This window comes from Arthrobacter sp. P1_C12_2 (assembly GCF_056406415.1).
This window is the reverse complement of sequence record NZ_JBFUAF010000005.1, coordinates 54,315-66,542: the sequence shown is the minus strand read 5'-3', so window position 1 is coordinate 66,542 and position 12,228 is coordinate 54,315. Positions and strand designations below refer to the sequence as shown.

At 66.5% G+C, this 12,228-nt stretch carries 15 protein-coding genes; 12 read left to right on the top strand and 3 right to left on the bottom strand.

The window, feature by feature from the left end:
- The first annotated feature begins 14 nt into the window (after positions 1-14).
- The 6 genes from hisB to AC1DZQ_RS07275 are packed head-to-tail and all read left to right on the top strand — an operon-like array spanning position 15 to position 4,669.
- Complete coding sequence (gene hisB, locus AC1DZQ_RS07300; RefSeq protein ID WP_476962885.1) at positions 15-641, top strand: imidazoleglycerol-phosphate dehydratase HisB; 627 nt, start codon at positions 15-17, stop codon at positions 639-641.
- Positions 638-1,387: an imidazole glycerol phosphate synthase subunit HisH gene (gene hisH / locus AC1DZQ_RS07295; protein ID WP_476962884.1), complete on the top strand. Its 750-nt coding sequence runs from the start codon at positions 638-640 to the stop codon at positions 1,385-1,387. The genes hisB and hisH overlap by 4 nt, the downstream gene beginning before the upstream one ends.
- Positions 1,388-1,546 carry a hypothetical protein gene (locus AC1DZQ_RS07290; RefSeq protein WP_476962883.1) on the top strand — a complete coding sequence of 53 codons (159 nt, stop codon included), beginning with the start codon at positions 1,388-1,390 and terminating at the stop codon, positions 1,544-1,546.
- Between the two features lie 42 nt (positions 1,547-1,588).
- The gene (gene priA, locus AC1DZQ_RS07285) at positions 1,589-2,335 is read left to right on the top strand and encodes a bifunctional 1-(5-phosphoribosyl)-5-((5-phosphoribosylamino)methylideneamino)imidazole-4-carboxamide isomerase/phosphoribosylanthranilate isomerase PriA (protein WP_476962882.1); all 747 of its coding nucleotides are present in this window, start codon (positions 1,589-1,591) and stop codon (positions 2,333-2,335) included.
- Positions 2,336-2,347: 12 nt separating this feature from the next.
- Positions 2,348-3,295 (top strand): SseB family protein, encoded by a 948-nt coding sequence (locus AC1DZQ_RS07280; protein WP_476962881.1) that lies wholly within the window; start codon positions 2,348-2,350, stop codon positions 3,293-3,295.
- 60 nt (positions 3,296-3,355) lie between these two features.
- Positions 3,356-4,669, top strand: a complete 1,314-nt coding sequence (locus tag AC1DZQ_RS07275) for an MFS transporter (protein ID WP_476962880.1) — start codon at positions 3,356-3,358, stop codon at positions 4,667-4,669.
- A gap of 112 nt (positions 4,670-4,781) precedes the next feature.
- On the opposite strand, the gene AC1DZQ_RS07270 is transcribed toward AC1DZQ_RS07275, so the two are convergent.
- The gene (locus AC1DZQ_RS07270) at positions 4,782-5,168 is read right to left on the bottom strand and encodes a DUF1844 domain-containing protein (protein ID WP_120953982.1); all 387 of its coding nucleotides are present in this window, start codon (positions 5,166-5,168) and stop codon (positions 4,782-4,784) included.
- A gap of 359 nt (positions 5,169-5,527) precedes the next feature.
- Here AC1DZQ_RS07270 and infC point away from each other — a divergent pair, with 359 nt between their 5' ends.
- The 4 genes from infC (at position 5,528) to AC1DZQ_RS07250 (ending at position 8,571) form a co-directional block, all read left to right on the top strand.
- Complete coding sequence (gene infC, locus AC1DZQ_RS07265) at positions 5,528-6,706, top strand: translation initiation factor IF-3 (protein WP_476962879.1); 1,179 nt, start codon at positions 5,528-5,530, stop codon at positions 6,704-6,706.
- A 115-nt stretch (positions 6,707-6,821) separates the two neighbouring features.
- The gene (rpmI, locus tag AC1DZQ_RS07260; protein ID WP_009358635.1) at positions 6,822-7,016 is read left to right on the top strand and encodes a 50S ribosomal protein L35; all 195 of its coding nucleotides are present in this window, start codon (positions 6,822-6,824) and stop codon (positions 7,014-7,016) included.
- Between the two features lie 122 nt (positions 7,017-7,138).
- On the top strand, positions 7,139-7,609 hold the full coding sequence (gene rplT, locus AC1DZQ_RS07255; RefSeq protein WP_018774438.1) for a 50S ribosomal protein L20: 471 nt from the start codon (positions 7,139-7,141) through the stop codon (positions 7,607-7,609).
- Positions 7,610-7,674: 65 nt separating this feature from the next.
- On the top strand, positions 7,675-8,571 hold the full coding sequence (locus tag AC1DZQ_RS07250; RefSeq protein ID WP_476962878.1) for a TrmH family RNA methyltransferase: 897 nt from the start codon (positions 7,675-7,677) through the stop codon (positions 8,569-8,571).
- 146 nt (positions 8,572-8,717) lie between these two features.
- Here AC1DZQ_RS07250 and AC1DZQ_RS07245 read toward each other — a convergent pair whose 3' ends face one another.
- Positions 8,718-8,987: a GlsB/YeaQ/YmgE family stress response membrane protein gene (locus AC1DZQ_RS07245; protein ID WP_476963040.1), complete on the bottom strand. Its 270-nt coding sequence runs from the start codon at positions 8,985-8,987 to the stop codon at positions 8,718-8,720.
- Positions 8,988-9,218: 231 nt separating this feature from the next.
- Between AC1DZQ_RS07245 and AC1DZQ_RS07240 the strand changes: the two genes are divergently transcribed.
- Complete coding sequence (locus AC1DZQ_RS07240) at positions 9,219-10,139, top strand: cation diffusion facilitator family transporter (protein ID WP_476962877.1); 921 nt, start codon at positions 9,219-9,221, stop codon at positions 10,137-10,139.
- Positions 10,140-10,281: 142 nt separating this feature from the next.
- Here AC1DZQ_RS07240 and AC1DZQ_RS07235 read toward each other — a convergent pair whose 3' ends face one another.
- Entirely contained in the window at positions 10,282-11,490 is a 1,209-nt protein-coding gene (locus AC1DZQ_RS07235) for an MFS transporter (protein ID WP_476962876.1), read from the bottom strand.
- A gap of 239 nt (positions 11,491-11,729) precedes the next feature.
- Here AC1DZQ_RS07235 and AC1DZQ_RS07230 point away from each other — a divergent pair, with 239 nt between their 5' ends.
- A complete protein-coding gene (locus AC1DZQ_RS07230) occupies positions 11,730-12,194 on the top strand; it encodes a (deoxy)nucleoside triphosphate pyrophosphohydrolase (protein ID WP_476962875.1) in 465 nt (154 codons plus the stop codon).
- The last annotated feature ends 34 nt before the right edge of the window (positions 12,195-12,228 follow it).

The window sequence follows — 12,228 nt, the reverse complement described above, 5'->3', positions numbered from 1 at the left end:
AAGGACACATCTACATGAGCAACACCGGATCCACCGCCGCCGAGGGCCGGACCGCACGCATGGAACGGACCACCAGCGAGTCCTCGGTCCTGGTCGAGATCAACCTGGACGGCACCGGCGTTTCAGACATCAGCACGTCGGTCCCGTTCTACGACCACATGTTGACGGCCCTCAGCAAGCACTCGTTGATTGACATGACCGTCAAAGCCACCGGTGACACCCACATTGATGTCCACCACACGGTCGAGGACGTGGCCATCACGTTTGGCGAGGTTCTGCGGACCGCCCTGGGCAACAAGGCCGGAATCCGCCGTTTTGGCGAGGCGACCGTGCCCCTGGATGAGGCCCTCGCGCAGGCCGTCGTGGACGTCTCCGGCCGTCCCTACCTGGTACACGCCGGTGAGCCGGCAGGCCAGGAATACCACCTGATCGGCGGCCACTTTACGGGCTCCCTGACCCGCCACGTCTTCGAGGCGATCACGCTGCACGCCGGGATTTGCCTGCACATGAACGTCACGGCGGGGCGCGACCCGCACCACATCGTCGAGGCCCAGTTCAAGGCCTTTGCCCGGGCCCTGCGCGCAGCCATCGAACCGGATCCCCGGGTTGAGGGCATCCCGTCCACAAAGGGTGCTTTGTGACCGGCCCGCTGCTCCGCGACGGGGCCATCATCGATCCCGCCGCCACGGCCAAGCCGATCTCCCCGGAGGGAAAACCCACCGTTACGGTGCTGGACTACGGCTCCGGGAATGTCCGCTCCGCCGTCCGCGCGCTGGAGCGGGCCGGCGCCGAGGTTATCCTCAGCGCCAAGCCTGAAGATGTCCTCAACGCAGACGGCCTCGTCGTCCCCGGTGTCGGCGCCTTCGAAACCGTCATGCGCGAACTCAAAGCCGTTGACGCCATCCGCATGATCGGCCGCCGTGTCGCCGGAGGCCGCCCCGTGCTGGCCATCTGCGTCGGGCTCCAGGTGCTGTTCGAGGCCGGCGTCGAGCACGGCACTGAGGCCGAAGGCATGGGGGAGTGGCCTGGCAAGGTGGAGCTGCTGCCTGCCGACGTCGTGCCCCACATGGGCTGGAACACGGTCGCCGTCCCCGAAGGGTCCAAGCTTTTCGCCGGGGTTGAGGGCGAACGCTTCTACTTTGTGCACTCCTACGGTGTCCAGCACTGGGACTTCGACGTCATCCAGCCGCGGATGGCGGCCCCGCTGGTGACCTGGTCCGACCACGGTGCCCCGTTCATCGCGGCCGTGGAAAACGGCCCGCTGTGCGCCACCCAGTTCCACCCGGAGAAGTCTGGTGACGCCGGCGCCCGGCTGCTGCGCAACTGGGTCCAGGGCCTGCGCCCCGCATCCACGGAACCAACCGCATCCCCGGAACGGACCGCCTAGATGTGGTCCCTGGTGCTCATGGGCGCCGCCGGCCTGCTGGTTGGCGGCGCGATCTCCTTCCGGCAGCAGAAAAGTCCGCGCTGGGTGCAGATCGTTTTCTACATCCTCGCCGGCATGTCGCTGCTGGCCGCCTACCTCCTGACCCTGCCGGCGTCCTGACGGGCCCGCTCCCACCACCATCCCCAAGCTGAGGACTCCACGATGACCACCGAAACCCCGCTGCCCGTACTTGAGCTCCTGCCCGCCGTCGACGTCGTCAACGGACAGGCCGTCCGGCTCGTACAGGGCGAAGCCGGCAGCGAGACGAGCTACGGCACCCCGCTGGAGGCCGCCCTCAACTGGCAGCAGCAGGGGGCTGAGTGGGTGCACCTGGTTGACTTGGACGCCGCGTTCGGGCGCGGCTCCAACGCCGAGCTCCTGCGCGAGGTCGTCGGGCGCCTTGATATCAACGTGGAGCTCTCCGGCGGCCTGCGCGACGACGAGTCCCTCGAGAAAGCCCTCGACCTCGGCGTCGCCCGGGTGAACCTGGGCACGGCCGCACTGGAGAACCCGGAGTGGACGGCCCGGGTGATCGAGCGCTTCGGCGACAAGATCGCCGTCGGCCTGGATGTCCGCGGCACCACACTCGCCGGCCGGGGCTGGACCAAGGACGGCGGGGACCTCTGGGACGTGCTCGGCCGCCTCGAGGACGCCGGCTGCGCCCGGTACGTCGTCACCGATGTGACCAAGGACGGCACGCTCCAGGGACCCAACGTCGAACTCCTGCGCCAGATGGTCGAGAAGACGGGCAAACCGGTGATCGCCTCCGGCGGCATTTCCAGCCTCGAAGATCTCAAGGTCCTGCGTTCTCTGGTGCCGCTCGGCGTCGAAGGCGCCATCATCGGCAAGGCCCTCTACAACGGCAACTTCACACTGCCCGAGGCCCTCGACGTCTCCGGTCGCCGCTAGGCGGAAGTGCCCATGACGCACACGCACGACCCCCACGACTCCGATGACGCTGTGCAGGCAGGCGCCGGGGCAGGTCCCGTCCGGCACCTGCCCGGACACATCGCGGCCGCCCTTGCCGGCGCCGGCGGGGCCACCGACTCCGCCGGCCAACCCTGGGCCGGGCGCAGCCTGTCCGGCGATGACGCAAAGATCCACAATTTCGACGACGACGACGGCACGGCCGACACCGGCTATCTGGCGGCTTTGTCCGACCTCGCGGCGGGCACTGGCGACGAGGCGGCCGTGGTGGCGGCGCTGGCCACCGCCAGGGTGTTCGTGCCAATCCTCGCCCAGCTCGCCGAAGAGGGCGAAGCCGTCACGCGCCCGCCAGGCAACACACTTGACGGGGACCAGCTGCACTCGGACAAACAGGCCGACATGGCCCTGGTGACGCTCAAGGCGCCGGACGGGCGGACGGCCATGCCGGTGTTCACCTCGGCGGCGGCACTGAAGGCGTGGCACCCGGAGGCCAGGCCGGTCGCCGTGTACGCGCCCCGGGCCGCCTTGTCAGCGGTCGCGGAGGGCGCCGAGCTGCTCGTGCTGGATCCCGGCTCGGAAGTGACGTTCGTGGTGCGCCGGCCGGCAGTCTGGGCCCTCGCCCAGCAGAAGCCCTGGACGCCGTCGTACGCCGATCCCGATCTCGCGGGGGCACTCGGGGAGGACGCGGTTAGCTTTCCGGCGGTCCGCCGTGTAGAAATTCATCCGGGGGGTGGAGTTGCCTCGGCCACGGCCGATGGCAGGCGGCTCCCCGGTGGGGGAGCCGGCCCGGAACTCCGTGTGGTCCTCTACCTTGAAGACGGTCTCGACGCCGCCGGCGTGCAGTCCATCGTCGCCGGCCTCAATAATGCCTGGGCCCGGAATGAAATCTTTGCCGAGCGGGTTGATTCGATCGAGGTCAAGCTGCAGCGCGCAGCTCCATAGCTGACGGCCCAACGGGGGACTCCCGGTGCTGCCGTGGGCAGTACCAGAAGGATGTAGTCCGTGAACTTCGCGCTTTACCGTCAGCTGCTGGCCGTCCGGCCCATCAGGCGGCTTCTGTTGGTCGGCATGATCGCCCGCATACCGCACTCGGCGGCCGGAGTCCTGCTGACCCTGCACATCGTCCTGACCCTCGGCCAGGGCTACGCCGCCGCCGGAGCGGCCGCCGCCGTGATGACGATCGGAATCGCCGTCGGCGCGCCCTGGCGCGGGCGCCGGGTCGACACCGTGGGGCTGCGTAAGGCACTCATTCCGTCCGTGGTCTCCGAGGCTGTGATCTGGTCGATCGTGCCGCACGTCTCCTACGAGGCCCTGCTGCCCCTGGTGTTCATCGGAGGCCTGCTGACCCTGCCTATCTTCAGCGTGGTACGGCAGTCACTGGGCGTGCTGGCCCCCGCGGAACAGCTCCGCACGGCCTTTGCCCTCGACGCCATCGCCACCGAGCTGGTCTTCATGATCGGCCCGGCTGTAGGAGCCGTCGTCGCCACCAGCGGCCACTCCGTCCTCGGCCTGACAATCGTCGGAGTGGCCACCTCCGTCTCTGGGCTCTTCCTCATGTGGTTCAACCCGCCCACCCGGAGTGCTTCCCTGAACGCCGGGCTCGAGGCGCAGGAGCTCGAATGCGCGGAAGCCGCCGTGGTCGCCGCCGCGCCGGCGCACATCCAGGAGGCCGCAGCCGAACTGGCACCCTTGGCAGCCGCCGCCGAGGAACGGCGCCGGCGAAGCTCCGGCTTGCGCCACAGAGTCATCCACAACTTCAGCTGGTTCACCGCCGCCGTAGCCGCCGTGTTTGCTGTCGCGGCCGGTACCGGCATGGTCCTCAGCGGCACCGACGTCGGCATCGTCGCGGCCCTCCAGACCGGCGGCCACGAGGCCGAAATCGGCCTCGTGTTCCTCTTCTGGTGCGCGGCCTCGGTGGTGGGCGGCATCCTCTACGGCGCCATGCACCGTCCCATCTCACCGATCCTCCTGCTGCTGGGCATGTCAGCGCTGACGGTCCCGATGGCCTTCGCCACCGACGTCTGGACGCTCAGCCTGCTCGCGTTGCTCCCGGGTCTGCTGTGCGCACCGGTGTTGTCCGCGGCCTCGGAAAAGGTGGCCGAACTGGTTGACGAAAGCCGGCGCGGCGAGGCGATGGGCTGGTACGGGTCCTCGGTCACCTGCGGAGTGGCCCTGGGTGCGCCGATTGCCGGGCTGTCCATCGACCTCATCGGTCCGTCGGCCGGCTTCGTCTCAGTGGGGCTGGCGGGCGTGGCCCTCTGCCTGGTGGGACTGGTCCTGCAACAGGTCCGGCGCAGCCGCCTGGCCCGCGTCTGACCCTCCGCTGACGCCGCCTGCGGCACCCGCCAAGCAAGGGCGTTAACGACGACGGCGGCGTGCGGACCTCAGTGGTCCGCCCGCCGCCGTTTTTTGTAGCTGACGAAAGTGCTTAGTTGACGGGGCCGGTGTACTTCTCGCCCGGGCCCTTGCCCGGAGCATCCGGGATGATCGATTCCTCGCGGAAGGCCAACTGGAGCGAACGGAGTCCATCGCGCAACGGACCCGCGTGCTGTGAGCCGATTTCCGGCGCCGCCGCGGTCACCAGGCCGGCAAGGGCGGTGATCAGTTTGCGGGCCTCGTCCAGGTCCTTGAGTTCCTGGGCATTTTCCTCGGCGGCGAGGCCGAGCTTTACCGCGGCCGCGCTCATCAGGTGCACGGCGGCCGTAGTGATGACCTCTATCGCGGGGACTTCCGAGATGTCGCGGATCTGTTGCGAGACGTCGGCCTGGGCGGCTGCGGGCTCGAAGACGTGGGAATTACTGTCTGAAGTGCTCATGCTGGTAAGCTTGTCATAGACCGACTAAATGTCGTTATTCTCAAGGTTTTATAGAATGCAGTGCTTCTGGCTGAAGTTGGAGCCCGAAGTTGTCACCCGGCGACGCACATGTGCGTCGAACGGGTATCTTTCTGTAGAGTTGACTTTAGTTTGCAAGCGGAGTTCTCTCCCACCCGCGTCAGCCGCGAAACTTCCTTCGGGAAGCCCCTCCCTCGCAGGAGTCAAGGTTGCCGGGTACCTGGTCGGGCACCACCTCGGACTCCGGTCCGCAGGAAGTGCATGTCGCCCCGTTGAGGGCGGCAGCTCCGATCTCGAGGCCTTCGATTGCTCCGGCAATTGGGGGCCTTCTCTTTTTGCCGGTGAAAGACCCTCACGAACACAGGAGCTTTAACATTAGCGAGCCAAGAATCAATGAGCGTATCCGCGTCCCCGAGGTGCGGCTGGTCGGCCCTGCAGGCGAACAAGTAGGAATTGTCCGTATTGAGGATGCCCTGCGTTTGGCTGCCGAGTCCGATCTTGATCTCGTTGAAGTTGCACCGCAGGCGAAGCCTCCGGTGTGCAAGCTGATGGACTTCGGCAAGTACAAGTACGAAGCCGCCGTCAAGGCACGCGAGGCCCGGAAGAACCAGACCAACACGGTCCTGAAGGAAATCCGCTTCCGCCTGAAGATCGACACTCACGACTACGAGACGAAGCGCGGCCACGCGCTCCGCTTCCTCGGTGCTGGCGACAAGGTCAAGGCCATGATCCAGTTCCGCGGCCGTGAGCAGCAGCGCCCCGAGATGGGCATCCGCCTGCTCCAGCGCTTCGCCGACGACGTCGCCGAAGTCGGTGTGGTGGAGTCCAGCCCGCGCATCGATGGCCGCAACATGGTCATGGTGGTTGGCCCGCTGAAGAACAAGGCTGAAGCCAAGGCAGAGGCCCGCCGCGCAACGCAGCGCGCAGAAGCCAAGGCTGAGAACGAAGCCAAGGCTTCGGGACGCGTCGATGTCTCCGGTGACAACAACGCCCCGCTGACCCAGACGCTGGCAGACCTCTTGCCGGAAGGCTACGTCGTATCGCCGGAGGCCCCCGTCGAGGAAGCCAAGGTCGAAGAGGCCCCGGTTGAAGAGACCAAGGTTGAAGAGACCAAGGTCGAAGAGGCCCCGGTCGAAGAAGCCAAGGTTGAAGAGACCAAGGCCGACGAGACGCCCGCTCAGGAAGCACCGAAGGAGGCTGCTCCCAAGGCGGCCGAGAAGCCTGCAGCAGTGAAGGCTCCCGCGGCTCCGAAGGCGGCCGAGAAGCCTGCAGCAGTGAAGGCTCCCGCGGCTCCGAAGGCGGCCGAGAAGCCTGCGGCAGCGAAGGCTCCCGTGGCTCCGAAGGCCGCTCCGGCCCCGGCAGCAGCGAAGGCTCCCGAGGAAAAGGCAGCCGCTCCGGCAGTAGCACCGAAGCCGGTTGCTGCTCCGAAGCCGGTGCCGAGGCCTGCAGCGCCGAAGCCCGCCGCACGGCCGGCCGCCCCCCGGGCTGCCGCCAAGCCTGGCACCAAGAAGACCAACTAGTTCACGGCTGCCGGACAGCAATGTCCGGCAGCAGGCAACCAGCACGCCGCCCGCAGGGGTGGCTGCACGAAAGAGCTGCAGACTTTTCTGCGGATACGTAAGGAGATCGGTTCCCATGCCGAAGATGAAGACCCACAGCGGTGCTAAGAAGCGCTTCAAGCTGACCGGTAGCGGCAAGCTGCGCCGCCAGCAGGCCAACCGCCGCCACTACCTGGAGCACAAGTCCTCCCGGCTGACCCGTCGCCTTGCCGGCGACAAGATCGTCTTCAAGGGCGACGCCAAGGTCATCCGGAAGATGCTCGGCATCTAAGTTCCAAGTTCTCTGACTGTTCGCCACCAGGCAGCAGTCAACTACCAAAAAGGCTTCTCAGGCCAGCCGGACCGTTCCGGCAGTAGACGCTTGGGATCAGAAATTTTCTAAGGAGTACGCACGTGGCACGTGTGAAGAGGGCGGTTAACGCCCACAAGAAGCGCCGGGTTATCCTCGAACGCGCAAAGGGTTACCGCGGACAGCGTTCACGCCTGTACCGCAAGGCAAAAGAGCAGCTGCTGCACTCGTTTGTGTACAGCTACGGTGACCGCAAGAAGAAGAAGGGCGACTTCCGCCGTCTTTGGATCCAGCGCATCAACGCTGCATCCCGCGCCAACGGACTGACCTACAACCGACTGATCCAGGGCCTGAAGGCCGCTGAGGTTGAGGTTGACCGCCGCATGCTGGCCGAGCTTGCCGTTTCCGACGCCAACGCCTTCGCCGCGCTGGTCAAGGTCGCCAAGGACTCACTGCCTGCCGACACGTCCGCTCCGGCCGTCCAGGCTGAGGCCGCTCCGGCTCCCAAGGCTGCCAAGAAGGCTCCCGCGAAGAAGCCTGCTGCCAAGAAGGCTGACGCCGAGGCTGCAAAGTAGTTCCTGCCGTAGTCGAAAGACTGCTTCGTTCCAGAACCGGCTGCGAAAGCAACTAAGGTTCTTATATGAACGAAACCGGGCGCCCGCAAGATTTTCCACTTTCCAACCCCCGAGCTGATCGGATGAGGAAGGTGGCACAGCTTGCCGGGCGCCCGGCGCGTTTAAAGCGCAGCGAGTTCCTGGCGGAGGGCCCCCAGGCCGTGCGCGAGGCCCTGACGCTGCATCAGAAAAGGATTGCCGCGGGGGAGCCCGGCATCGTCTATGAGGTGTACGCCACCGAGGCCTGCCTGGACCGCCACCCGGAGCTGGAGAAGCTGGCCGAGGGAACCCAGGCGCACCTTGCCACCGACGAAGTGATCGCAGCGATGGCGGACACCGTCACCCCGCAGGGCATCGTCGCCGTCTGCGGTTTCCTGGACGTCAGCCTTGAGCAGGTGCTCGACGCCGGCCCGCGCCTGATTGCCGTCCTATGCCAGGTCCGTGACCCCGGCAACGCCGGCACCGTGCTGCGCGCCGCCGACGCCGCCGGCGCCGACGCCGTCATCCTGACCGGCTCGAGCGTAGACATCTACAATCCCAAGGCCGTGCGTTCGACGGCAGGTTCCCTGTTCCATCTGCCCGTTGTCCTCGGTGCGGAGGTCGAGGAGGTCGTGGCCCGCTGCCGGGAACGTGGCGTCGGCGTCCTGGCCGCGGACGGCAAGGGACAGCTGGACCTGGACCGTCTCCAGGACGAGAACGCGGCCCGCCGACTGGGGACCTCCGCCGCCGAATCGGTCTACGCGCTGGAACAGCCCACCGCCTGGCTCTTCGGCAACGAGGCCCAGGGCCTGTCCGAGGACGAGATCGCGTTGGCCGACCACCGGGTGGCCGTCCCGGTCTATGGGGGAGCGGAAAGCCTGAACCTCGGCACCGCAGCCACCGTCTGCCTCTACGCCAGCGCCCGCTCGCAGCAGGCCCACTAGAGGCTCTCACCAGGAAACTGGCGCGTCCAGCCGGAATTCCTGTCGGAAAGCAGGCCAAACGACGGCGGGGCCCACCTAATAGTGGGCCCCGCCGTCGTACTTTGACTGCCGCTTCACGCGAAGTGCGCGGTCAGTGCTGTGGAAACTTATGTGGTGGTCTTATTCCGGCCTGTGATGGCGCCGTAGATGAAGGCGGCTGCCAAGCCGCCGACAATGGCCAAGAGCCAGGAACCGAGATTCCAGAATTCCATCTTGCCGCCGCCGAATAGCAAGTCCCCGATCCAGCCGCCGACAATTGCGCCGACGACGCCGAGCGCGAGGCTGGTAACCCAGCCGCCGCCGACCCTGCCTGGCAAGAGTGCCTTGACGATTGCACCTACTATGAGTCCGAGAATGATCCAGCCAAGAAAGCCCATGTCTCCTCCTACATATTCGTCGGCATCCAAATTGTGAATCCCGAACATGGCTTCAAGCTAACATAGGGCGGATTGCTTGTCAGCAGGGGACTACCCAATCGTTACGTGGCCGCGTTGGTCCTTGCCGCGGTTCGGTGGCGGCCCGGAAACGGGTAGCGTATTCCCTGTGGGCGCTGGGTTCTTCCGGTGTTCGCGTACACCCCCGGAAGAATTCCACAAGGAGAAGCTCACGTGGCTGCAAATGGCGGTACCAAGGCGATTCTCGCGGCACTGGCCGCAAACCTGACCATCGCCGTTTTGAAGTTCGTCGCCTACTTTCTGACACTGTCCTCGTCCATGCTGGCCGAGGCGATTCACTCGCTCGCAGATTCCGGCAACCAGCTGCTGCTCCTGGTCGGCGGCAAGCGCGCGCAGCGGGAAGCCAGCCCCGAGCACCCCTTCGGCTACGGCCGCGAGCGATACATCTACGCCTTCATCGTCTCTATCGTGCTTTTCAGCGTCGGCGGCCTGTTCGCACTGTATGAGGCCTGGGGAAAAATCCAGCACCCGCACGCCATCGAAGGGGACTTCTGGTGGGTGCCGCTGGCCGTCCTGATAGGCGCGATCATTGCCGAGTCCTTCTCGTTCCGGACAGCGATCATCGAATCCAATCCCCTCCGGGGAAAGCAAAGCTGGATCAAGTTCATACGCAACGCCAAGCAGCCGGAACTCCCGGTGATCCTACTCGAGGATTTTGGCGCCCTAGTGGGCCTGGTGTTCGCACTCTTCGGTGTGGGCCTGACGCTCCTGACCGGGAACGGCATCTGGGACGCCCTCGGTACCGCAATGATCGGTCTGCTGCTCGTGGCGATCGCGGTGGTGCTGGCCATGGAAACCAAGTCCCTGCTGCTGGGCGAATCGGCCACCCGCGAGGACGTCGCCAGGATCCGCACCGCGATCGAGGCCGGCGGCACCAGCATCATTCACCTCAAGACCATGCACCTTGGCCCTGAGGAGCTGCTGGTGGCGGCCAAGATCAGCATCGGCCGCTCGGACTCGGGCCAGGACATTGCGAAGGCGATTGATGACGCGGAGGCCCGGGTCCGCGAAGCCGTCCCGATTGCCCGGGTCATCTACCTGGAACCGGACGTGCAGCGCGTCAGCGCCCCCTGAACCGCCCGGCAGTCGCAATAGCGAGCGGCCGCCCCTCAACAAAAACAGCAGTCCTGCCCGGTGTATAACCGGACAGGACTGCTGTTCTTTTGGAGCATCTTCGCGCCGTCGGCTCTGATGTTGTGCGGCGGCTAAGGGGCGGCTAGGAGGCCAGCGGCCGCCTGCGTTCCACGACGCCGCTGATGGCAGCGACCCCGAGCCCCAGCACGGCAAGGACCGCGCCGACGAGCGCGGGCGCGACGTAACCCCAGCCCCAGGCGATGACGAGGCCGCCCAGGAACGCGCCCAAGGCATTGGCGACGTTGAGTGCCGCATGGTTGAGCGAGGAGGCCAGCGACGGTGCGTCGGGAGACGCATCCAGCAGCCTGGTCTGCAGGGCAGGAACCAGCATTGACCCGGCGGCGCCCACCACGAACACCATGACCAGCGCGGACCAGGCCCAATGGACGCCAACGGCATAGACCACGAGCGCCACCGCCGTGCCCGGCAGCACCCAGTAAATCGTGTCCATGACGGATTTATCGGCGATCCGGCCGCCCACGATGTTGCCCACCACCATGCCCACTCCGTACAGTGCCACGACCAGCGGCAGCCAGGGCGCCGGGACGCCGGCCACGGACGTCATGGTGTGCGCAATGTAGGTGTAGGTCGCGAAGAAACCGCCGAAGCCGACGATGCCGACCAGAATGGCAAGCCACACCTGGAGCCGCTTGAGCGCGCCGAGTTCGCGGCGGAAGCTGGCATCTGCATGCGGCTTCTGGAACGGGACGAACTTCCACAGCATGGCGAGCGTAATAATGCCGATCAGGCCGACCAGCAGGAACAGGAGCCGCCACCCGTAGCTCTGGCCCAGCCAGGTAGCGAAGGGGACACCGATGACGTTGGACACCGTCAGCCCGGCCATGACCATTGAAATGGCCCAGCCCCGCTTGGTCGGCGCCACCAGGGAGGCGGCAATCACGGCCGCCACCCCGAAGAAGGCGCCGTGGGGCAGTCCCGCGGCGAACCGGGAAACCAGCATGGAGCCATAGTCCGGGGCGAGGAAGGAACTGAGGTTGGCGATGCTGAAAAAGAGCATGAGTCCCAGGGCCAGATACTTCCGCGGGAGTTTGGCTCCGACGGCCGCCAGCACCGGTGCGCCGATCACGACGCCTAGAGCGTAGGCCGAAATAAGGTGACCGGCCTCCGGCGTGCTGATGTCCAGGCCCTGTTCGACCTCCTTGAGCAGGCCCATCATGGTGAATTCTGTGGTGCCGATGCCAAAGCCGCCCATCGCCAGGGCAATGATGGCCAGGGCAACGTGACGGGTGCCGGTCTTGGACGGCGCCGGGGCGAGTGTGGTGGTTGTCATTCGTCTTTTCGGGGAGATTTTCCGGGAGAAGCCGGAGGGATTGGACAGATAAATATGCTTTTAAGAACTGGGAGGGGGCGCCGAATATTCCGCAACGTGTCCGGGCGGCCGCCTCCACCATTGTCCCCTACCCGGGCCGGACCCGGCTCCCGGCGCCCGGACCCGGCACCCGGTCCCCGGACCCGGCACCCGGTCCCGGGACCCGACGCCGGACCCGGCGCCCGCCTAGACTTGAGGGCGTGACTGGACTCATTGGCGTCGTTGGCGGCGCAGTAGTGGACTCCCTGGCCGAACCGGGCATGCTCCTTGTGGCGCGGCGGACGGCGCCGCCGCAGTTTGCCGGAATGTGGGAGTTCCCGGGCGGAAAGGTGGAGCCAGGCGAGGCAGCCGAAGACGCCTTGCACCGAGAGCTCCGGGAAGAACTGGGTGTGCTGGTGCGGCTCGGGGCAGAGCTGCCCGCGGAGACCGCCACCGGCTGGCCGCTCAACGAGAAGGCGGCGATGAGGGTCTGGTTTGCAGAGCTCGCGCAGGGGGAGCCCCGGCCGCTGGAGGACCACGACGAACTGCGCTGGCTCGACCTCCGCAATCCGGCCGAAGTCCTGGGCCTGGCGTGGATCCCGGCGGACTTCCCCATCGTCGAGGCCCTCCTGGCGGCAGTGCAGGCCACCGGGCCGCGCGGAGTGGGAGCCGGGCTGGGCCGCTGACCCGACGCGCCGCCGGGCTTCGGAAGCCCGCCTC